The following is a 21,802-nucleotide window of genomic DNA, read 5'->3' on the forward strand; positions in this document are numbered from 1 at the left end:
TCTAGAGGGTGGCGACGGCGACCGGCACCGCATCGTTGGGCATCTGGACCAGCGGGTTGTGCAGCGGCAGGCCGAGCGCAGGGGCCTCGATCTGGAACACGTCGCCCGGCCGGGCATGGACGCCGTCGGCAAAGGACAGCGTCGCCGTGCCGAGGAAATGCACATGCACATCGCCCGGCTGGCGGAACAGCGCATATTTGAAATGATGGTGTTCCAGGTTGGCGATGCTGTGGCTCATGTTCGCCTCGCCCGACAGGAAGGGCCTTTCCCAAAGCGTGGCGCCGTCGCGCAGGATGCGGCTGGTACCCTCGACATGCTGCGGCAGCGCGCCCAGCAGCATCTCGGGGCCGAAGCTGGCCGGGCGCAGCTTGGAATGGGCGAGCCAGAGGTAGTTGCCCCGTTCCGTGACGTGGTCGGAAAACTCGTTCCCCAGCGCGAAGCCCAGCCGGAAGGGCGTGCCGTCCGGGCCGATGACGTAAAGCCCGGCGATTTCCGGCTCCTCGCCCGCGTCCAGCGCAAAGCCGGGGCTGTCCAATGCCGCGCCGGGCGCCACGGCAGCATGGCCATTGCCCTTGTAGAACCATTCGGGCTGCGCGCCGACCTGGCCTGTGCCGGGCTTGCCGCCTTCGAGGCCCATGCGGAACATCTTCATGCTGTCGGTCAGCTCGTCGCCGTCCAGCTTGGCATGCATGGTATTGCGCGTCGCGGCCCAGCTGAGATGCGTCAGCCCCGTCCCGGTCAGGTGCAGATGCGCCGGGTCGGGATGGTCCAGCGGCAGTAGCATCCGCCCCTCGGCCAGCGCGGCACCCAGGTCGACCGGGGCGCCTTGGCAGCGCGCCTGGACCTCGCCGGCCAGGCTGCGGCCGGCGGCGATGGCGTCCAGCGCCAGGGCGCGGGTGCTGTCCATGCCCGGAACCAGATGCGCGGCATCGCCGTCACGCAAGGCCACCGCACGTCCGCCATCCGGCAAAAGCAATTGCGACAAAAACATGGATCAGCCTTACATTCTCAGTTGGGGTGATGCGGTGACCGCAGCCCGTCCCAGTTGGCGGGACATGGAAGGATGATCGCCAATACAGTGCGGCAACTCTGGATGACATGATTTCCTCTCCCTCGCAGCGCATGGCCGCGTCGACCCGGAGGGCCTTGCCAGCACGATAGCAAGCAATCCACATGATGATAAAATTATATTAATGCCATTCCATATGCATATATTGGTATACATTGTGCCTCTCCCGCAGCATGCTAATCACGTGGCGCTTCGGCTTGGGCATGGCGAGCACACGATGGGAAAATGGCGTCGCCGGTTTGCCGAGCATCGGATCGAGGGGCTGACCGACCAATATCGCTCAGGGCGGCGGCCACGGACGGTATTGGATGCGCAGGTTGCAGGCTGCTGCCCATCTAATCGCGGGTCTTCTAGGTTCCCACGGGACGCGGTTCCGGTGATGCCATGCTCAGGATTGATGCCGACCATGTCGAGCACGCCAATGAGATGGGTAGGCCCGAATTGCATTGAACCAGCATCATGTTGGCGGCCACGGTGCCGGCTACGAACCGAAGCATGCCCAGGTCGACCTCACACGAAGGCTGCCAAGCAGGAAAGCGGTCCATTTGATAAACATATAAGACCGCAGTCCGGCGGCGCATTGCGCCTGCGCAAAACAGCTTGACTGAGACGATCCCGTTACCAAAGCTTGGAGCCTGGGAGAGATGGCGAAGTGCCACGGAAAGAGGCGCCTTAATCCTGTGAACAGCAGAACAAGCCGGCAAACTCTTGTGGCACACCAATTTGATGTTCCCGCAACATCGGTGACGTCCAACGGAGGAAGCGACAATCACCCGACCGAAGTGCGGGCCGCCGCTTACAGATGTTCAAACCATCCGGCAGCATAGCCGCGCAGCGCTTCGGCGTGAGCGGGCATGAGGCATGGCCTGCCTTGTTCGACCACCGCATCCGGCAGGCAGAGCAGCGCCGCCCCGACCGAGGTGCCGGTGGCTGAGGCCGCGGTTTCGACGCCCTCGCCGCGCAAGGCCGACAGCATGTCGAGAAAGTCGCCGTTCCGCGCGAAGGGGCCTTCGACGATCGTCGGCCCACGGGCCGCAATCAGATCGAGGCAAGTCGCCGTCATCAGCGCCAGATACCAGGACAAGGCGACCATGCGCTGCCCTTCGCCCCCAGGCGTTCCGATCCACGCCATCTCGCGGCCCCGGAACGGGCCTGAGCCCGGCTCGACCGCCGGCAGGATCATCACCCCGGCATCCAGCACGGCGGCACGGTCCGCGTCGGAGGGCTCGGCCGCGCTGCCGGCATGGATGATCTCGAACTCGCGCCCACCCATGAACCGGGCCGAAGGCACGGGCTGGCCAAGCGCGTTGACATTGACGAGGACGTCGCGCGCAGGGTCCAGCCGTTCACTTGCGCCACCCACCGCCATGGCCACGACCCAGGTGCCGGTCGAGACCACCGCGAAAGGCGCTTTCCGCGCCAGGACATGCGGGAACAGCGAGGCGTTGCTGTCGTGGATGCCCACCGCAACCGGGGTGCCGGCAGGAATACCGGTCAAGCCCGCGACCTCGGGCGACAGCCCGCCCAGCACTTCGTTCGAGCGGCGCGCGGGCGCGAAGCGGTCGGTCAACCCCAAGCGCTCGACCAGCGGCGAGAAACAGCCCTGCCACGGATCCCAGAGATCGGTGTGGCACCCCAGCGAACTCACATCCGAGGCCCGTTCGCCGGTCAGCCGCCAGCCCCAATACTGCGGATAGGTCACGACATGCGCGACGCGCTCGGCAAGTTTGGGATGGGTGGCCAGCAGCCAGTGAAGCTGCGCGCCGAGGTTCAGCCCCAAAGGCAGCCGGGGGGAGCCGGTCAGCGCAAAATCCGGCCGGATCGCATCATAGCGCGCTGCAAGCGCATCCGGCCCGGAATGCTCGTAATCCAGCATGGGCGCAGCCACCCGGCCCTGCCGGTCCAGCAGCACGGCAGCCGCGCCGTGCGTGGTGATCGAGATCGCATCCACGCCATGCTCGGCCTGGAAGGCCGCCAGATGCGTCAGGAAGAACCGCCAATGCCCATCCAGATCTACATGAGGCCAGGGCGGGCCGGGCAAGGGACGGTTCGGGCGGGTGACAACGGCGATCTCGGCCAGCGTCCTGCCATCGACCAGCGCCAGCTTGGCATTGGTCTTGCCGATGTCGATGACGGCGATATGGGTCATGGCAGGTGGAACATCGGCATCAGCGGAACCGCGACGGGCTCGTTATCGGGGCGGGTTTCCATGATGTCGGCCATATGCGCCCACCAGCGCCGCATCACCGGATGCGCCGGCAGGTCGTCCATACCGTGATCGTCCGGGCGCCAGAGAACCGCGAACAGCGCATTGGTCTGGGGGTCGAGGTGGATCGAATAGTCCCGCACCCCTGCCTGCTTCAGCAGCGCGACGAGTCCGGGCCAGATCGCGTCATGGCGGCGGCGGTATTCCTCGGCCATGCCGGGCTTCAGCATCATGCGGAAGGCGTGTTTCTGCATCACCGCCTCCGCGCCATGGCCCAGAGCCGCGGGATGGCGATGACCGCGATCAGCAGCGCGCCGGTGACGATGGACATGACGATGCCGGGCACGTTCAGCAGGCCAAGGCCGAAGGTCACCAGCCCCATCACCAGCGCCGCCAGCACCACGCCGAGGACGCTGCCCGAGCCGCCGAGGATGCTGACCCCGCCCAACACGACGATGGTCACCACCTCAAGCTCGAAGCCGGCAGCGATCGAGGGCCGGGTCGAGCCCAGCCGCGAGGTCAGGCAGATCGCGGCGATGCCACTCATCAGCCCGGTGAGCAGGAACAGAATGAAGCGGACGCGCTCTACGCGGATGCCCGAGAAGCGCGCGGCGGTGGCATTGTTGCCGATGGCATAAACCATGCGGCCCAAGCTGGTGCGGTGCAGCAGGACACCGAAGACCAGCGCGGCCAGCGCAAATATCACCAGCTCGACCGTGATAACCCAGAAGACATAGCCCTGCCCGAACCAGGCGAAGCTCTCGGGGTAGCCGGTGAAGGCGCCGTCGCCCAGCACGATATAGCTGATGCCGCGAAACAGGCTCATCGTGCCGATGGTCACGACGATCGAGGGCAGGCCGAAGCCCGCGACCAGAAGCCCGTTGAAGGCGCCGCAAAGCAGTCCGGTCCCCAGCCCCAGCAGAACCAGCACCGGGGTCGGGGTGCCCAGGGTCATAGCCAGGCCCATCACCGTCGAGACCAGCGCGATGATCGCGCCCACGGAAAGGTCGATCTCGCCGGCGACGATCAGCATGGCCATGGCGAAGGCGATCATGGCCTTTTCGGTGAAGTTGAAACTGGCGTCCGACAGGTTCCATGGATCGAGGAAATAGGGCGAGGCCAGCGCATTCAGGATGAAGATGGCGACGGCCACGACCAGCAGCAGCCCCTCCCAGCTTTTCAGCGCACGTGCGGCGGGGCTGGTAAGGCGGTCGGGAATGTGGCGTCCATTGATCGCGGTGGTCATGTCCGATGCTCCGCCTGTTTCAGGATGATGCGGCCGGGCTCGCGTTGGCTGGCCGCGTTGAAGGCGATGGCCACCAGGATCGCGCTTCCCGAGATCGCCATCTGCCAAAAGGGCGATATGCCGACGACCGGCAGCGCGTTCTTGATGATGCCCAGGAAAAGCGCACCCATGACCGCGCCGGCGACCGAGCCTGCTCCGCCCGCGATGGCGATGCCGCCGATCACGCAGGCTGCAACCACGTCCAGTTCAAACCCGGCGGCGATGTCGACATAGGCCACGGCATAGCGCGCGACCCACAGATAGCCGGTCAGTCCGGCCAGCGCGCCCGAAAGCACGAAGGCCGCGCATTGCGTGCGCCCGACCGAGAGGCCGGTATAGACCGCGGCGTGGGGATTGCCGCCGACTGCATGGAAGGCCCGCCCCAGCGGCGTCCGCGTCAGCACCAGCGCCATGGCCGCGACGCCGGCAAGGCCGATCCAGGCCATGACCGGCAGACCCAGGACGACGGTGCGGGGGAACGCCTTGAACGCGTCGCTCATCTGATGGGCGTTGATCCAGGCGCCGCCGGTCATCAGGAAGATCGAGCCGCGATAGATCGTCATCGTGCCAAGCGTGACGACGATGGAGGGGATGCCCAGCTTCCAGACCAGCAGCCCGTTCACCGCCCCCAGCGCCGCGCCAAGCAGGATCACCGCCAGCAGGATCAGCGGCAAGGGCACCCCGGCCCCGTTCATCAGCGCCGCGACCATGCCGCACAGCGCCAGGTTGGCGGCAACCGACAGGTCGATGCATTTCGTCAGGATCACCGTCATCTGGCCCAGGGCCAGCAGGATCAGCGGCGAGGTATCGGTCAACACCCGCGCCAGATTTCCGGGCGAGACGAAGCCCGGAAAGCGGCTGGCAATGGCGGCCAGCAGCGCCAGGATGGCAAGGGCCAGGATCGTCTCACGAGATTTCAGCATGCTCATGCGGCTTCTCCTTCGCCGGGGGGTGGGGCGCTGCGGTCCAGGCCGACGGCGGCACGCACCAGGTTTTCCGGCGTCATCCGCTCGCCTGCGAACTCGCCGGCGATGCGGCCCTCGCGCATGACGATCACCCGGTCGGACATGCCCAGCACCTCTGGGATCTCGCTGCTGACCATGATCACCGACAGGCCCTGGGCGGCCAGTTCGGACATGAAGTCATGCACCGCCGCCTTGGAGCCGATGTCGATGCCCTTGGTCGGCTCGTCCAGGATGATGACGCGCGGACGTGTGGCCAGCCATTTGGCGATGACGACCTTTTGCTGGTTGCCGCCCGACAGCAGCGCGACGTCCTGGTCCAAGCTCGCCGCCCGCAGGTCCAGCCGCTGGGTGTATTCGCGGGCCAGCGCGAATTCCTCGGTCAGGCGCAGGAAGCCCACCCGGCTGGTGCGCGCCAGCGACGGCAGGGTGACGTTCTGAAAGATCGGCAGCCCCTTGACGGCGCCCTGCCTGCCGCGATCCTCGGGGACATAGACGATGCCGGCCTCAACCGCCTGCGCGGGCGAGCGGATGACCCGCACCTTGCCCTCGATCCGGCAGGCGCCTTTCGACGGCCGGGTGATGCCGAACAGCGCCTGCATCACCTCGGAGCGTCCGGCTCCAACCAGGCCGTAAAAGCCCAGGATCTCGCCGCGATGCAGGGTGAAGGTGATGTCCGCAAACTCGGTCGGGTGGCTGTAGCCGGCGACGGTCAGCACCGGTTCGCCGATCCGGGCCGGACGCTTGGGATAGATCTGGTCGACCGAGCGGCCGACCATCATGCGCACCAGATCGGCTTCGGCTACATCCTGCATCAGCCCCTGATCGACGAACTGGCCGTCGCGGAACACGGTCCAGCGGTCGGCGATGCGAAAGATTTCGTCGAACTTGTGGCTGATGAACAGGATGGCCTTGCCCTGCGCCTTGAGCTTCTCCACCAGGTCGTAAAGTTCGGCGATCTCCTTGTGCGACAGCGCGGCGGTCGGTTCGTCCATGATGACGACGCGGGCGTCGATGGACAGGGCGCGGGCGATGGCGACCAGGTGCTTGCTGGCGATACCCAGATCGCGCAGCCGCACCGCGGGGTTCAGATCGGCGCCGATGCCGTCCAGGATGGCGCGGGCACGCCCGCGCATGGCGCGCCGGTCGATCAGGCCCCAGCGGTTGCGGGGCGCATGGCCGATAAAGATGTTCTCGGCCACCGTCAGCTCGTCGAAGAGCACGGTTTCCTGATGGATCGCGGTCACACCCGCCTCGCCCGCAGCCTGGGCGGTAGGAAGGGCAACACGCCGGCCATCCACCAGGATCTCGCCCTCGTCGGGCTGGTAGATGCCGGTCAGGATCTTGACGATGGTGGACTTGCCCGCGCCGTTCTCGCCGATCAGCGCGGTCACCTGGCCGGGATAGAGGTCGAGTTGCACGCCACCAAGCGCACGCACTCCGGGAAAGGTCTTGACGATGCCGCGCAGCGACAGCACCGGGGCCGCGCCGTCCTGCGGCCGATACTCAGCCTGCATGATCACATCCTTTGAGGCAGGGATCCCCGGTGCGCCCTGCGCGCCGGGGCAGCGTTCCGGCGATCAGAAGATCGAGCTGAACTGGTCGATGTTGCCGGCATCGTAGACGAAGGGATCGGCCATGGCGGCCTCGGTGTTCTCGTCCAGCGTGATCTCGCCCATGCGGCCGATCGGGATGGTCGCGCCCGGCTCGGCCTTGGCGTCGCCCTTGGCCAGGTGGTAGGCGGCCATGGTCGCCGAATAGCCCAGGTCGATGGGGTTCCAGATCGCGAAGCTTTCCGAGACCCCCGACTTGACATGACCGGCCATTTCCGACGGCAGGCCCAGGCCGGTCACGTTCACCTGGCCGATCTTGCCAGCATCGGTGACGGCTTGCGCAGCAGCGACGATGCCCACCGAGGTCGGCGCGATGATCGCCTTGAGGTTCGGATAGGTCTGCATCAGGCCCTGCGCCTCGCGATAGGACTTGTCGGCCAGGTCGTCGCCATAGACCGTCCCCACTACCCTGACGTTCGGATAGTCGCCCGCGACCTTGTTCATCTCGGCGATCCACGTGTTCTGGTTGGTCGAGGTGGTGGTGGCCGAAAGTACCGCGACCTCGCCGCCCTCGGGGGGCAGGTGATCGGCGGCCAGCTTGATGATCGTATTGCCGATCAGCGGTGCGGAGGATGGGTTCAGCTGCATCTGCCGGCCCGCCGGTGCGACGCCGGAATCCCAGCTGATGACGGTGATGCCGCGCTGCATGGCCTTTTTCAGGGTGGGCACCAGCGCGTCGGTGTCATTGGCGCTGACGGCGATGGCATCGACCCTTTGCGCGATCAGGCTGTTGATGACCTCGATCTGGCCCTCGGCGGTGGTGTCGGTCGGGCCGGTATAGATGATCTCGACATCGCCGAGTTCTTGCGCAGCCTCTTGGGCGCCCTTGTTGGCCGCCTCGAAAAAGCCGATGCCAAGCGCCTTGGCGACCAGCGCGATGCGCAAGTTCTCGGCCTGGGCGGCGCCGGTCATCAGCGCGCCGGCGACTGCGGCGGTGGTCAGGATCTTGCTCAGAATGCTCATGTCTTCCTCCCCTATGAGCGATGTCGCGCCTTACTCCTCGGCGCGTTTCTTCCGGTTTGAAGCCGCTGCTGCCTCGACCACCATCAGGCGGATATCGGCCGCCTCCAGCATCTTGGCGGCGCGATCCTCGATCCCGTCATCGGTGATGACGGTGTGGATGCGTGTCAGCGGGCAAAGCAGCAGGCTGGAGCGCTGGCGAAATTTCGAGCTGTCGGCCAGCACCACCAACTCGTCAGCCTGGTCGATCAGCTTCTGCTCGGCCTGGACCAGCAGCGGATCACCCTCCATCAATCCCAGCTGCCCCAGGCCACGGCAGCCCATGAACATCAGCCGAGCATAGAAGTGGTTGCTGCCGTCCTCGTCGAAGGGCGACAGGATGATGCTCTGTTCGCGGTAGATGGCGCCCGCTGGCACCAGCACGGTATTCTTGGATTGCTTGAGCAGGTGCTCGGCAATGGGAAAGCTGTTGGTAAAGACCTGCAGGCGTCGGGTGGACAGCGGATGCACCATCTGGAAGGTGGTCGTTCCACCGTTGATGATGATGGCATCGCCATCCTGGCACAGTTCGACCGCCGCTTGGGCGATTGCGCGTTTCTGAGCGATATTGATCGTCTGATCGACCGCAAAGGGCCGGGCATTGATCCCGACGAATTGCGGCGGCGCAATGGCCTCGGCGCCGCCGCGCACGCGCCGCAGCTTCTTGCCGACATGCAGCTGAGCAATATCGCGCCGCACCGTCGCCTCGGATGCGCCGGTCAACGCACAGAGATCGGCAACGGTAACGACCGGCCGCTCCTGCACGGCGGACAGAATAATGCGGTGACGTTCGGTTTCCAGCATGTCTCGCTCCCTTGGCGACTCAGTTTCCATCAATTTCGCGCATTGTCAATCATTTTTAAGCGTATACGCCGTTTTATGTGGCAATTATTGATTGTGATTGATTGAAAATGATTGACTTTGAGGCGAACGCAAGGTTATGCGTCTCCTGACCGCGCGGCAACCGCCGCCCGAAAGGGGAGGATCGCATGACCATGACAATGACCGCCAACCGATTGGAAAACCTGTGGGACGACGCCAAGGCTGCGTCCATGAGCGAATCGGAAAAGCTGCTCTATCGCTCGAACCTGCTCGGGTCGGACAAGCGCGTCACCAATTACGGTGGCGGCAACACCTCGGCCAAGGTGATCGAGGCCGATCCGCTGACCGGCGAATCCGTCGAGGTGCTTTGGGTCAAGGGCTCGGGCGGCGATATCGGCTCGATGAAGATGGATGGCTTCGCCACACTCTACATGGACCGGCTGCACGCGCTGAAGGGCAAGTATCGCGGCCCCGCGCATGAGGACGAGATGGTCGGCTACCTGCCCCATTGCACCTTCGGTCTGAACCCGCGCTCCGCCTCGATCGACACGCCGCTGCACGCCTATGTGCCCCGTCGCCACGTTGACCACGTGCATTCCGACGCGATCATCGCCATCGCCGCCTCGGTCAATTCGAAAGAACTGACAGCCGAGATCTTCGGCAACGAGATCGGTTGGCTGCCTTGGAAAAAGCCGGGCTATGAGCTGGGTCTGTGGCTGGAGAAGCTGGCGACCGAGAACCCGAAGATGCGCGGCGCGGTTCTGGAAAGCCACGGGCTTTTCACCTGGGCGGATGATGCCAAGGACTGCTATCTGACCACACTGGAGATCATCAACAAGGCCGCCGCCTGGCTGGAGGGAAAGACCGCGGGCAAGCCTGCGTTTGGTGGGGCGAAGGTTCCCACGCTGCCCGAAGCAGAACGTCGCAACGTCGCAGCCCGGCTGATGCCGGTGATTCGCGGCCTGATCTCGAAAGAGCGTTACAAGGTCGGCCATTTCGACGACCAACCGGCGGTCCAGGAATTTGTCGGCTCGAATGCGCTCGAAACCCTTGCGCCCCTGGGCACCTCCTGCCCGGACCATTTCCTGCGCACCAAGATCCGGCCGCTGGTCGTCGACTTCGACCCGGCAAACCCGGATCTTGACGCGACCATTGCCGGCCTTGAAAAGGCCGTCGCCGATTATCGCGCCGACTACACCGCCTATTACGAACGCTGCAAACATCCCGACAGCCCCGCACTGCGCGACCCGAATGCCGTGGTCTACCTGGTGCCGGGCGTTGGCATGATCACTTTTGCGCTGGACAAGGCCACGGCGCGGATCTCGGGCGAGTTCTACGTCAACGCCATCAACGTGATGCGCGGGGCCAGCGCCGTCTCGACCTACCAGGGCCTGCCCGAGCAGGAAGCCTTCGACATCGAATACTGGCTGCTGGAGGAGGCGAAGCTCCAGCGGATGCCGAAACCAAAGGCCCTGGCCGGCCGGGTGGCGCTTGTCACCGGCGGCGCGGGCGGGATTGGCGCCGCCACGGCCGAGCGTTTCCTGCGCGAAGGCGCCTGCGTCATGCTGGCCGATATCGATGCAGACGCCCTAGGGCGCGCGCATGAGGGGTTGGCCGGCAGCTTCGGCCGGGACGTGGTCCGCTCGATCCAGATGAACGTCACCGACGAGAACCAGGTCGCCCGCGCCTATGCCGAAACAGCGGTCGAGTTCGGTGGCATCGACATCCTGGTGTCGAATGCCGGCATCGCCACCTCGGCCCCGGTCGAGGAAACCTCGCTGGCGCTGTGGAACAAGAACATGGACATCCTCTCCACCGGCTATTTCCTGGTCTCGCGCGAGGCGTTCCGCCTGTTCCGCACTCAGAAGGTCGGTGGCTCGGTGATCTTCGTCGCCTCCAAGAACGGCCTGGCGGCCAGTCCCAATGCCAGCGCCTATTGCACCGCCAAGGCGGCCGAGATCCATCTGGCCCGCTGCCTGGCACTGGAAGGCGCCGAGACGGGGATCCGCGTCAATGTGGTGAACCCCGACGCCGTGCTGCGCGGCTCGCGCATCTGGGAGGGCGAGTGGCTGGACCAGCGCGCCTCGACCTACGGCACCGACAAGGAGGGGCTGGAGGAGATGTATCGCCAGCGGTCGATGCTGAAGCGCTCGGTCCTGCCCGAGGACATCGCCGAGGCCATCTATTTCTTTGCCGGCGACCTTTCCGCGAAATCTACCGGCAACATCCTGAACGTGGACGCCGGCAACGTCCAGGCCTTCACCCGGTGACCGCCATGATCGAGAAAAGCGTGATCGAGGCGGAAAACGCCGCCCGCGCGGCCGATATGCAGGCCGATTATCAAGCCCTTGGCGCCCGTCTGGCGCACCGGGACATCGATATCGAGGCGCTGACCGCCCGTGCCATGTCCTTCGGCGTCGCGGTTCCCAGCTGGGGGACCGGCACCGGCGGCACCCGCTTCGCCCGGTTTCCGGGCGAGGGCGAGCCGCGCGGCATCATGGACAAGCTGGACGATTGCGGCACCATCCACCAACTGACCGCCGCGACACCTCGGGTCAGCCTGCATATCCCCTGGGACAAGGAAGACCCGGCGCTGCTGCGCGAAAAGGCCGAGGAGGTCGGGCTGGGCTTCGACGCCATGAACTCGAACACCTTCCAGGACCAGCCTGGGCAGGCGCGCAGCTACAAGTTCGGCTCGCTCAGCCATACCGACCCGGAGACGCGCCGGCAGGCGGTCGAGCACAACCTGGAATGCATCGAGATCGGCCGGGCCATCGGATCGAAGGCGCTGACCGTCTGGATCGGCGACGGCTCGAACTTTCCCGGCCAGACCTCGCTGTCGCGCCAGTTCGACCGCTATCTGGACTCGATGAAGGCGATCTATGCCGGGCTGCCCGAGGACTGGCGGATCTTTTCTGAACACAAGATCTATGAGCCGGCCTTCTACTCGACCGTGGTGCAGGACTGGGGCACCAGCCTGGTGACCGCGCAGGAACTGGGCCCACAGGCGCAATGCCTGGTGGACCTGGGCCATCACGCCCCGAACGTCAACATCGAGATGATCGTGGCGCGGCTGGTGCGGGCCGGCAAGCTCGGCGGCTTCCATTTCAACGACAGCAAATACGGCGACGACGACCTGGACAGCGGCACGATCGAGCCCTTCCGCCTGTTTTTGGTCTTCAACGAACTGGTCGAGTTGGAGGACACGCCGGGCCTCGACCTGGCCCATATGATCGATCAGAGCCACAACGTCACCGATCCGATCGAAAGCCTGATCGTCTCGGCCGGCGAGATCCAGCGCGCCTTCGTGCAGGCTTCTCTGGTCGATCGCGCGGCGCTGGAGAGCTATCGGGAGGAGAACGATGCGCTGATGGCTGCGTCGGCATTGCGGACGGCCTTCCGCACCGATGTCGAGCCGGTCCTGCAAATGGCGCGGCTGCGCGCTGGCGCGGCGATCGATCCGGTCGCAACCTTCCGTGCCTCGCGCTATCGCGCGCGGGTCGCCGCCGAGAGGCCCAGGACGACATCCGGGGGCGGAGGCATCGTCTGAGCCAAGACCATCAAGCCTCGCCAACGGTAACATTTCGAAAGCGCCGGGCACGTCATAGGAAGCAATTGATCCGCCGCATCACATTCCTCCCAAATGACGGATCCGCGATCCGACGCCTACGCCTTTCAACGGGCTCAGATGGCGAGAACGGCGATCTTGCGGACGGCCTGGGCGGCCTCCGCGCCCTTCTTCACGAAATGGGCATGGAAGAATGCGCGATGCTCGTCATTCGGCCGAGATCATGAAGACCGGGTTATGGATATCGAAGGGACCGGCCTGACGCCTTCGATATTGTCCTGACCGATCTGGTAGTCGGTCTCGATGATCTCGGTCGACCCCTCGGGCTGCGGCAGCGCCTCGACGCCCGGATCGAGGTCGGGGTCGAGATGGCCCGCTAGGGCCTCCTGCTCTCGCCAAAGATCGCCGGGATGGCCCTTGTGGCTTTTGTGAGTCGGTTTGTCGGGTGTGGGTGTCTGTGCCATGCGTCCCTTTCTCATTTGTGGTGCGATCGGGCCCGAAAACTTCGACTCGGCGCCCAGGGCGCCTGCGCGCACGAGGATTTCACAACGTCGCCATGATCGTCACCCACATACGAGATCGGCAATCGGAAGGTCGGATGCCAAGTTAGCGGTAGCATTAGCCACTTTGGTTCTGCCTATGACGGAGATGGGCATCATGCTCAGCAGGCACGCCGCATTTTAGCCTCCCGCAGCACCCTCATCGCATAGGCGCCCACCAAGCCGCTACGACCAGCCTCTTCCTGATGCAATCCGACGTGGCGTTCCCTCAGCGGTTGCGCGACCGCCCAGGCATCGTGGCCTTCGGCATGCTTGCAAGCAAATTCTGATTGTTTTAGTCGGAATTTGCGCACCTGCATCCTCTCTCGTCTGTTCAAGGATTCCCAAGCTTTCGGATGACCGATTCCGTCCATCTTGCCTGTCTCTACATGAAGGAACGGCCCGGTCTGCGTCGGTTCCTGACAAGGATGACCGGCAGCCTCGGCATGGCGGACGACCTGATCCAGGACACGTTCCTGCGCGTGCTGGAGAAAGAAGGCGGAATGGGCGGGGTCCGCGATCCGCGTGCCTATCTGCGCCGCTCGGCGCGCAACCTTGCGATCAACGCGCTGACGGCGCAGCGGCGCAATGCCGACATCACAGATATGCCCGAAACTGCCGATCCGGCGCCCGGCGCCGTCGAGAGGATGATCGCCCGGCAGGACTTGCTGCTGGTCATGCGCACCATCGCCGGCCTGCCGGAAAAGCGGCGGCAGGTCTTCATCATGTCGCGCGTCGACGATCTGAGCTATAATCAGATCGCCGCCCGGCTGGGTATTTCCCGCAACACGGTGATGGTGCAGATCGTCCGGGCGCTGTCCGATCTGCGCAAGGCGCTTGAGATGTAGGCCAGTCATGGGCTCTCCCGACGATCAGGCTCTGGAATGGCTGGTGCGCGTGAATGACGAGCGGGCGGACGACGGCCTTCGCGCGGAATTCACGCGCTGGCTTGCGGTGCCCGAACATGTTGAAGCCTGGGTGCGGGCTGAGGCGTTCTGGAACCGTCTGCAGCCCGCCACCACCGAAATGCGCCAGAGGCGCAAGCTGTCCCGCCGGGCCGCCATCACCGGCGGAGGGGTCGCGCTGCTGGCCCCGCTGACTTTATGGCTAACCCGCCCGCCCGTTCGTCGTCAAGGCGGGTCCGGCCGAATTCAGCGCGCTTGGGACGGCGTTCAACATACGCCTTTCCGGGGATCGGGTCAGCCTTACGGTCACGGAACACAGCGTTCTTGCCAGAAGCGGCACGGTCGAGACGGTGGTGGAACAGGGCCAGCAATTCGTATTCGACGACAATGCCGCCACCGGCCCGCAGGCGATCGATCCCGAATCCGAAACTGCTTGGCGGCATGGCGTCCTTGTGTTCCAGGCGACGCCGCTTGGGGAGGTGATGGACGTGCTGGCCCGCAATGCCGGGTGGAATGTCATGGTCAGCAACACGGCGAAACGCATCCCGGTCACGGCGATGTTCAGCCTGTCCCGCATTGCCGAGGCGCCGGAAACCATCGCGCAGACGCTGCCGGTGCGCCTGACCCACCTGCCGGGCGGCGTTATCATCATACGGGCCAGGTGAGGAAAAATTTTCAGGCCGCTGTAATTACCCCGGCCGCCTGAACTGTCTTTTCTCTGTCATCGGATCCATGGGGAAGACAGGATGCAGGGAATGAAGGGACGGCTGGCCGCTTTGGCCTCGCTGGTATGCCTCGCTACAGCTGCGGCTCAGGCTCAGGAAGCGCAACGCATAGATATCGCGGCACAGCCGCTGGCCAGCGCGGTGCTGGAGCTCGGCCGGAAGACCGGGCTTCAGGTCGTTGTCGATGATCGGCTCATCGCAGGACGGCAAAGCATCGCCGTTTCGGGCATGATGACGCCCCACGAGGCGCTGAGTATCATGCTGGGTGAAAGCGGCTTGCAGCCTGCGCTGATAGATAACGACACCCTGACCATGGATCGCCGGGCCGGCGCGATGACTGCGGATGGGTCGATCATGCTGAGCACCGTCGTCATCAGCGCCGAAAACCCCTTCGGCGCTGTTTCCGGTATCGTGGCCCATTCCAGCGGTACCGGTACCAAGACCGGTGCCAACCTGCGTGACGTGCCGCAGGCGGTCAACGTGGTCACCGCCGACCAGATCAAGTCGCAAGGCGCGCGCTCGGTCATGTCGGGTCTGGCCTATACCCCCGGCGTCGTTGGCCAATACGGCGACAACGACCTGCGCCATGACTGGCTGACGGGGCGCGGCTTCCGCCCCGACCGTTATGCCGACGGGCTGCGGCAGAATTTCGACGCCCGTGGCTATGCGCAATCTCGGGCGGAGCCCTTCGGGCTGGAACGGATCGAGGTGCTGAAAGGTCCGGCATCGGTCCTTTACGGGCAAGCCACCCCCGGCGGCATCGTGAACGTTGTCACGAAGCGCCCCGTCGACCGGGAGGTGCGCGAGGTCGAACTGTCCTTCGGCTCCTACGACCGCAAGCAGATCGGCATCGATTTCGGCGGCCGGCTGGATAAGGACGGCGACCTGCTTTACCGCTTTGTCGCCATGGGCCGTGACGGTGACAGCGAATACCACCATATGAGCGAGCGGAAGCTCTATATCGCTCCGTCGCTGACCTGGAGGATCGACCCCAGCCTGACGCTGACGGTGTTCGGCGAATACCAGAACATCGATTCGCCCGGTAGCGGCGGCGCGCCGTCGCTTTCAGCCAATGGCACGTTGTTCCCCGATCCGGTCCGGGGTTATTTGCCGCAATCCACATTTGTCGGCGAACCGGGCTTCGATCATTTCGAAAGCACCTCTAAACAGGCCGGGATACGGCTGGAAAAGCAGATCAACCCGGACTGGTCCATTAACCAGATGCTGCGCTATAGCGAGGTGGATGTCGACACGCAGCGCGTCCAGCTTTACTGCCTGTCGCTGGCCTGCGGCCCGACCGAGGCCGCGCGTTACGCCTGGGGATTCCCGGAAACCTCGAAGGTCTGGTCCTATGACGCGCACTTGGTCGGCAAGCTGCGCAGCGGCGTGGTCGAGCATGACCTGCTGTTCGGCGTCGATGCATCTCGCGAGAAAAGCAGGTTCGACGAGACGGCGCTCAGCTATGTCTCGATGGGCTGGGACGTGTTCGACCCGGCCTATGTCGGCAGTGGTATCACCCGCCCGCCCGTCGCCATGAGCATCGGGCAGACCCGCAAGCAGGTCGGCATCTATGCCCAGGATCAGATCACCTGGGGCAAGGCCGTTGTTTCGGTCGGGCTACGCCATGACTGGGCCGATACGATAACCCGCACCGTTACGGCGACTTCTGACCGCAGCGTCGAGCAAGGCGATGACAAGCTGACCGGGCCCATTGGCGCGGTCTATCATTTTGACAACGGCATCTCGCCCTATGTCGGCTATACGACCTCCTTCTATCCGGCCGGCGGCACGGACCGTAACGGTGACGTCTTCCCCCCCCCACCACCGCCGACCAGGTCGAGGTCGGGCTGCGCTATGCGCCCCAGGACAGGCCGGTCATGGTCACCTTGTCGGCCTTCCAGCTGACGCAGGAAAACGTGCTGACACCCGATCCGGTCAACACAAGTTTCAACACCCAGACGGGCGAGGTCCGGGTGCGCGGCATCGAGCTGGATGCCAAGGCCGAACTGGCAAGCGGCTGAGCGTCATCGGCTCCTGTGCCTATAGGTGATGGCCAGATCACCCGCGACAACCGCTATCAGGGCAATCGTCCGGCCTTCGTGCCGCGCCATCAGGCCGCCCTCTGGCTGGACTACAGGCTGCAAGCGGCTGATGCCTGGGGCGGGCTGAGCCTTGGCGGCGGTATCCGTCATGTCGGCCAGACCTTCGGCGACAACGCCAACCAGTTCAGCGTGCCGTCATTCACGCTATTTGACGCCGCGATCCGCTACGACCTAGCCGCGATTGGCCATGAAGGCGCGCAGTTCAGCCTGAACGTCACCAACCTGACCGACAAGCGCTATGTCTCGACCTGCCTGAGCGCTTCGGGCTGCTACTGGGGTCCGGGTCGCGCTGTCTCGACCAGCCTGAGCTATAAGTGGTGACTGGAAATGTGTTGTCCCGGCGGGGCTTTCTCGCCGGGGCCACCTCTCTGGGCCTGACAAGCGGCCGCGCCGCCTCGACGGGCACGCCCGGCCGGATCGTCGTGCTTGACTGGGCCCTGGCCGAAACATTGATCGCGCTTGGCTTGGCCCCGCTGGCGGTGGCCGAGGCCCCGCTTTACAGGCAAAGGGTGGTCGAGCCGGCCTTGCCGCCGGGGACGCAGGATGTGGGGCTGAGGAACTGGCCCAATCTCGAAGCGATCAGGTCGCTCCGCCCCGAACTGATCCTGACGCTTGAAGGTTACGGTGCGCCGCCCGCGCGGCTGGAAGCCATAGCCCCGGTGCGCGCTCTGCCGCTATACACTGCGGAACGCCAGCCGCTGCATCTGGCCCGCCAGGCCGTCCGGGATCTGGCCGCGCTGCTGGATCGCAAGGCGCAGGGTGCCCGGCTGCTGGCGGATCTGGAACAGGCCCTTGCGCCGGTCCATAGCGATGCGCCTTCGGTGCTGATCCTGAAATTCGCGGATGATCGTGTCATCGACATCTATGGTTCGGGCAATCTGTTCGACGATGTCATCAAGGCGAAGGGCCTGTGGAATGCCTGGAACGGCCCGACGAACATCTGGGGCTTTGCCTCGGGCGGGATCGAGGAACTGGCCCGCCATCCCGAGGCCCGCCTGCTGATCATCGAGCCCGCCCCTCCTGCCCCCCTGCGGGAAAGCGCCATCTGGCGGGCCATGCCGCAGGTCCGGGCCGGTCGATTCAGTATCCTGCCCCCGGCCTGGGTCTTCGGCGGGGTGCCGTCGGCGATCCGCTTTTCAGGATTCTTGGAGGCGACATGACCCGCGGCACCCTGTTTCTGGCCATGCTGGCCGCCGGATTGGCGATCCTGGCTATTGGCCTTGCCATTTTCAACCTGACTGTGCCGGAACCGACCATCGCCAGCCTTCCCGATGAATTCTGGCAGATCTGGCGCGCCGAGTCGCTGATACCCCGTCTTTGGATGGCGTTGATCTCAGGGGCTGCGCTCGGGCTTTCGGGTCTGATGTTCCAGCAGGTATTGCGCAATCCGCTGGCGGAACCCGCCACGCTTGGCGTGCTGTCCGGGGCGCAGCTTGCCATCGCGCTTTGTGTGCTTTTGGCGGGCAATAGCGCCTGGCTGCGTGAGGCGGCGGGACTGGCTGGCGGCCTTGCTGCGCTGGCGTTCGTCACGTTGCTTGCCGGGCGCCGCGCCTCAGGCCCTGCACTGCTGGTCGCCGGACTGGTGGTCAATCTTGCGGTGGGTGCCATCTTCGTGCTGCTCGCCCTGTTTCAGCATGACTACCTGCGTTCGGTATTCATCTGGGCTAGCGGCAATCTGACGCAGAACGGCACCGCCGATCTGGCGGCGCTTGGCGGTCGGCTGCTGGTGCTGGTGCCGATTGCCCTGATCCTGATGCGGGGGATGGCGCTTTTCGCGGTATCCGATGAAAGCCTGCGCGGCCTTGGAGCCAACGCTTCCAGACTGCGGCTGGGGTTCTCCTTCTGGCCACGCTTGTATCTGCCGTGGTCACTGCCCGGATCGGCGTCATCGGGTTCGTCGGGCTTGCCGCTCCGCTGCTGGTCGCAGGAATGGGCATCCGCAGCCTGCCCGGCCGGATTGGTTGCCACGCCTGCGGCCGGCGCCGTGACCCTGCTGCTGCCCACCGGCGTTCTGACCCCGATACCCTGCGGCCTATTGCTTCTGCTGCTGCTCTGGCAGCGACGCATCCCCGAACATCCGGCACGGCAGGTATTGGCGGGCAATCGGCGTCCATTTCCGGCGGTCCTGGTTGCACTGACCGTTCTGGCAATATCCGTTGCCTTTTCGCTCTCGGAAACCCTCCATCTGCCGGGCTTGGACGCCGCCGAACTTTGGCCCGGACGCTGGCCCCGCGTTCTGACCGCGCTTTCTGCCGGGGTGATGCTGGCACTGGCGGGCGTCGTGATCCAGAGCCTGACCGGCAACCCGCTGGCCAGCCCGGAAAGCCTTGGCATCAGTTCGGGCGCGGGGCTCGGGATCATTCTGGGCCTGCTCGCCGGGGGCATGGCGGCGCTTTTTTCCGGCGCGGTGTCGGGTGCGCTGCTGGCCTTCGCGCTGGTCGTGGCGATCAGCGCGCGAAACCGCTTTGCACCGGGCGCGCTTCTGTTGACGGGGGTTGCCTTCGGCACCTTTGCCGGCGCCTTGATCTCAGTGATAATCGCCAGCGGCGATCCGCGCGCCTTTGTCGTGCTGACCTGGAGCATGGGGCCAACCTATCGCGCCGAGCCGATGGCCGCGCTGACCGGGGCTGCGGTGACGCTGCTCGCCTGTCTCAGCTTTCCGCTTTTCCTGCGCTGGCTTCGCATCCTGCCGCTTGGCACCGCGCAAGCGCAAGCCCTGGGTGTAAGGCCGGTCATCACGCGTTTCACCCTTATGGCCTGGGTTGCTGTCCTGACCGGCGTTTCGACGCTTGCCGTTGGACCGATCAGCTTCGCCGGACTGATGGCGCCGCATCTGGCCCGTGCCCTGGGCGCTTCCGGTCCGGGCATGCAGGGGATTTGCGCCGCCGCCCTGGGGGCAACCATTCTCGTGCTGGCCGATCTGGCCGGTCGGCTGATCTGGTTTCCCTACGAGATTCCCGCAGGCGCGCTTGCATCGCTTTTGGGCGCGCCGTTTTTCCTGTGGCTGATCGGAAGAGGCCGATGACCCTGTTTTCCTGCAAGGCGCTGGAACGTCGCGCAAATGGCCGAACCCTATTGGGCCCACTGGATCTGACGATCGAACCAGGCCGGATCATCGCAATCCTCGGACATAACGGATCGGGGAAGTCCACGCTTCTGAAGGCCCTTGCCCGCCAGGAAAGCCCGGATGCCGGAGATATCCGCTTCCTGGGCCGCGCAATCAGAACTTGGTCTGCCCGGGATTTCGCGCGCAAGCTGGCCTGGCTGCCACAAAACCCGACCGCAGCCCCGGGGATGACGCTGCACGACCTTGTGGGGCTCGGCCGTTTCCCCTGGCACGGCCTGCTGGGGCAACGTTCCACGCAGGACCGTATCGCCTGCGACGAAGCGATGGCGCTGACCGGCACCTCCGCATTTGCGGATCAGCTGGACGATACCTTGTCGGGCGGTGAACGGCAGCGCGGCTGGATCGCCATGCTGCTTGCACAGGGTGCCGAGGTGATGCTGCTCGATGAGCCGGTCTCGGCGCTGGATATCGCCCATCAGGTCGAAGTGATGGAGCTGTTGCGCAGGCTGAACCGTCAGCGCGGCATTTCGGTCATCATGGTCCTGCAAGACCTGAACCTCGCGATGGGCTGGTGCGACGAGGCCATCGCGCTGCATGGCGGCAGGCTGGCTGCGCATTCCCCGATTGAGGAGCTGCATGACGCCGGCCTTCTCAAGCGGCTTTATGGACTTGAGATGGAGGCAATTACCTGGCGCGGCAGCCGCCTGATGATGCCGCGGAGATTTTTCGAATCCGAAACCGCGACGCCATGAGAGATATATTCCCGGCCAATGTAATATCGGTTACCGACTTGTCGCCCTCCCTAATCCGGCTGGTCCTTGCCGTCGGGAATATGGAACTGTTTGAAAGGACGAAACACCCGGGCGAATGGGTCAGTCTCTGGTTTCCCGATGCCGCGGGGGCGCTGCCGCTACCCGCGCGCAACCTCTGCGGCAAGCGTCTGCCGCGCAACCGCTCTCGCCCGTATACATTGCGCAAGATCGATTGGCGGGAAGGGACCGTAACGATTGATATGGTTCGCCATGCAGGCGGACTTGCGGCCAGTTGGGCAGCTCAGGCGCGTATGGGCGATCAACTCCTGATGGGTCAGCCCGAGGGCAGGTTCAGAATTGCCCCCGGAATCGACCGGATTCTGATATTTGCCGACATCACCGGGCTTCCGGCCATTGCGCGCATTTTCGATGAGTGGCAGGGGCAGGCAAGAGCCATCGCGCATATCTGCGTGCCGTTCCCGGCTGACAGGCCGATGATGTTCGCGCCCGAAACCCATGAGATACACTGGCATCAACAGTCCGAAGCGGACGATCAACTGCTGGGGAGCGTTGCGGAAAGCATCTCGTTCCTGCCAGGTCGGGACTATGTGTGGATCGCTGCGGAGGCTACGACTGTGGCCCGTCTCAAACGCTGCTTTCGGGCAAAAGGCGCATACGACGGCGATGTTACCACGATAGGCTACTGGATCCGGGGCCATAGCCGCAGGTGAATATGCCGATAGAGGGGGCGGACCCCATCCCGGTTTGCCGAGCCGCGTTGCCCTGACTGGTCTCTTCGTCGCGGCTGGCCGGCCACAATCCGTCCAAGATGCAGCCGGCAAAGGGGCGGACGGGTGAGGGCGATGCTAGATGGCATTCCGCCCCCTTCCACCTCCCGCACCAGCCCTGATCTTCACGCGCCCGGCGGGCGAACTCGTTCAGCGTGGCCACCGCTGCGTCGAAGCGGTGTTCCGCCTCCGCATGGCGCAGGAAGGCCACGCGCTGCACCAGTATCTCGGCGGGCGTCGGCTGCTGCGCGAACAACTCCATCACCTCGTCGATGAAATCGGTCAGCGGCAGATAGCCGGGCCGCGTCGCTTGCCCCAGCGTCAGGTCGGTCTGCACTGCGGGCGGCACCAGTTCGATCACCTCGACCCGGCCTCGCAGCCCATCAGAAAAAGCTATGTG

The 21,802-nt window shown here is 64.8% G+C and carries 17 protein-coding genes and 3 pseudogenes; 10 read left to right on the plus strand and 10 right to left on the minus strand.

What is annotated here, in order from left to right:
- Position 1: 1 nt before the first annotated feature.
- The 8 genes from araD1 to F8A10_RS19265 form a co-directional block, all read right to left on the minus strand.
- A complete protein-coding gene (gene araD1, locus F8A10_RS19225) occupies positions 2-991 on the minus strand; it encodes an AraD1 family protein (protein WP_152368227.1) in 990 nt (329 codons plus the stop codon).
- An 874-nt stretch (positions 992-1,865) separates the two neighbouring features.
- Positions 1,866-3,218 carry an FGGY-family carbohydrate kinase gene (locus F8A10_RS19235; RefSeq protein WP_152368228.1) on the minus strand — a complete coding sequence of 451 codons (1,353 nt, stop codon included), beginning with the start codon at positions 3,216-3,218 and terminating at the stop codon, positions 1,866-1,868.
- Positions 3,215-3,532 (minus strand): L-rhamnose mutarotase, encoded by a 318-nt coding sequence (rhaM, locus tag F8A10_RS19240; RefSeq protein ID WP_152368229.1) that lies wholly within the window; start codon positions 3,530-3,532, stop codon positions 3,215-3,217. Before rhaM ends, F8A10_RS19235 begins: the two co-directional genes overlap by 4 nt.
- Entirely contained in the window at positions 3,529-4,521 is a 993-nt protein-coding gene (locus F8A10_RS19245; RefSeq protein WP_152368230.1) for an ABC transporter permease, read from the minus strand. Before F8A10_RS19245 ends, rhaM begins: the two co-directional genes overlap by 4 nt.
- The gene (locus tag F8A10_RS19250; RefSeq protein WP_152368231.1) at positions 4,518-5,489 is read right to left on the minus strand and encodes an ABC transporter permease; all 972 of its coding nucleotides are present in this window, start codon (positions 5,487-5,489) and stop codon (positions 4,518-4,520) included. Before F8A10_RS19250 ends, F8A10_RS19245 begins: the two co-directional genes overlap by 4 nt.
- Positions 5,486-7,039 (minus strand): sugar ABC transporter ATP-binding protein, encoded by a 1,554-nt coding sequence (locus tag F8A10_RS19255; protein ID WP_152368232.1) that lies wholly within the window; start codon positions 7,037-7,039, stop codon positions 5,486-5,488. Before F8A10_RS19255 ends, F8A10_RS19250 begins: the two co-directional genes overlap by 4 nt.
- A 63-nt stretch (positions 7,040-7,102) precedes the next feature.
- Positions 7,103-8,098, minus strand: coding sequence for a rhamnose ABC transporter substrate-binding protein (gene rhaS, locus F8A10_RS19260; protein WP_152368233.1), 996 nt, complete (start codon positions 8,096-8,098; stop codon positions 7,103-7,105).
- Between the two features lie 30 nt (positions 8,099-8,128).
- Positions 8,129-8,938: a DeoR/GlpR family DNA-binding transcription regulator gene (locus F8A10_RS19265; RefSeq protein ID WP_152368234.1), complete on the minus strand. Its 810-nt coding sequence runs from the start codon at positions 8,936-8,938 to the stop codon at positions 8,129-8,131.
- A 185-nt stretch (positions 8,939-9,123) separates the two neighbouring features.
- Here F8A10_RS19265 and F8A10_RS19270 point away from each other — a divergent pair, with 185 nt between their 5' ends.
- Complete coding sequence (locus tag F8A10_RS19270; protein WP_406611869.1) at positions 9,124-11,226, plus strand: bifunctional rhamnulose-1-phosphate aldolase/short-chain dehydrogenase; 2,103 nt, start codon at positions 9,124-9,126, stop codon at positions 11,224-11,226.
- Positions 11,223-12,506: an L-rhamnose catabolism isomerase gene (rhaI, locus tag F8A10_RS19275; protein ID WP_193668365.1), complete on the plus strand. Its 1,284-nt coding sequence runs from the start codon at positions 11,223-11,225 to the stop codon at positions 12,504-12,506. Before F8A10_RS19270 ends, rhaI begins: the two co-directional genes overlap by 4 nt.
- Before the next feature lie 239 nt (positions 12,507-12,745).
- Here the strand turns inward: rhaI and F8A10_RS21270 are convergent, their stop codons facing one another.
- Positions 12,746-12,988 carry a hypothetical protein gene (locus F8A10_RS21270; protein WP_193668376.1) on the minus strand — a complete coding sequence of 81 codons (243 nt, stop codon included), beginning with the start codon at positions 12,986-12,988 and terminating at the stop codon, positions 12,746-12,748.
- Positions 12,989-13,419: 431 nt separating this feature from the next.
- Between F8A10_RS21270 and F8A10_RS19285 the strand changes: the two genes are divergently transcribed.
- From F8A10_RS19285 to F8A10_RS19315, 8 genes and pseudogenes are all read left to right on the plus strand, one after another.
- Positions 13,420-13,911 (plus strand): RNA polymerase sigma factor, encoded by a 492-nt coding sequence (locus tag F8A10_RS19285; RefSeq protein WP_152368236.1) that lies wholly within the window; start codon positions 13,420-13,422, stop codon positions 13,909-13,911.
- A gap of 7 nt (positions 13,912-13,918) precedes the next feature.
- Positions 13,919-13,999 (plus strand): annotated as a pseudogene (locus tag F8A10_RS21970) (hypothetical protein); the annotation flags it as partial.
- A gap of 319 nt (positions 14,000-14,318) precedes the next feature.
- Positions 14,319-14,633: a FecR family protein gene (locus F8A10_RS21615; protein WP_227493554.1), complete on the plus strand. Its 315-nt coding sequence runs from the start codon at positions 14,319-14,321 to the stop codon at positions 14,631-14,633.
- 414 nt (positions 14,634-15,047) lie between these two features.
- Positions 15,048-17,116: pseudogene (locus F8A10_RS19295) on the plus strand (TonB-dependent siderophore receptor).
- An 8-nt stretch (positions 17,117-17,124) separates the two neighbouring features.
- A complete protein-coding gene (locus F8A10_RS19300; RefSeq protein ID WP_406611909.1) occupies positions 17,125-17,955 on the plus strand; it encodes an ABC transporter substrate-binding protein in 831 nt (276 codons plus the stop codon).
- Positions 17,952-19,820, plus strand: coding sequence for an iron ABC transporter permease (locus tag F8A10_RS19305; RefSeq protein WP_152368238.1), 1,869 nt, complete (start codon positions 17,952-17,954; stop codon positions 19,818-19,820). Before F8A10_RS19300 ends, F8A10_RS19305 begins: the two co-directional genes overlap by 4 nt.
- Positions 19,817-20,614 (plus strand): ABC transporter ATP-binding protein, encoded by a 798-nt coding sequence (locus F8A10_RS19310; RefSeq protein WP_152368239.1) that lies wholly within the window; start codon positions 19,817-19,819, stop codon positions 20,612-20,614. Before F8A10_RS19305 ends, F8A10_RS19310 begins: the two co-directional genes overlap by 4 nt.
- Positions 20,611-21,345, plus strand: a complete 735-nt coding sequence (locus F8A10_RS19315; protein WP_152368240.1) for a siderophore-interacting protein — start codon at positions 20,611-20,613, stop codon at positions 21,343-21,345. Before F8A10_RS19310 ends, F8A10_RS19315 begins: the two co-directional genes overlap by 4 nt.
- A 175-nt stretch (positions 21,346-21,520) precedes the next feature.
- On the opposite strand, the pseudogene F8A10_RS19320 reads toward F8A10_RS19315, so the two are convergent.
- A pseudogene (locus F8A10_RS19320) lies at positions 21,521-21,781 on the minus strand (hypothetical protein); the annotation flags it as partial.
- Positions 21,782-21,802: the final 21 nt, after the last annotated feature.

Origin of the sequence: Paracoccus kondratievae (assembly GCF_009301415.1) — a bacterium.
GTDB classification, from domain to species: Bacteria; Pseudomonadota; Alphaproteobacteria; order Rhodobacterales; family Rhodobacteraceae; genus Paracoccus; species Paracoccus kondratievae.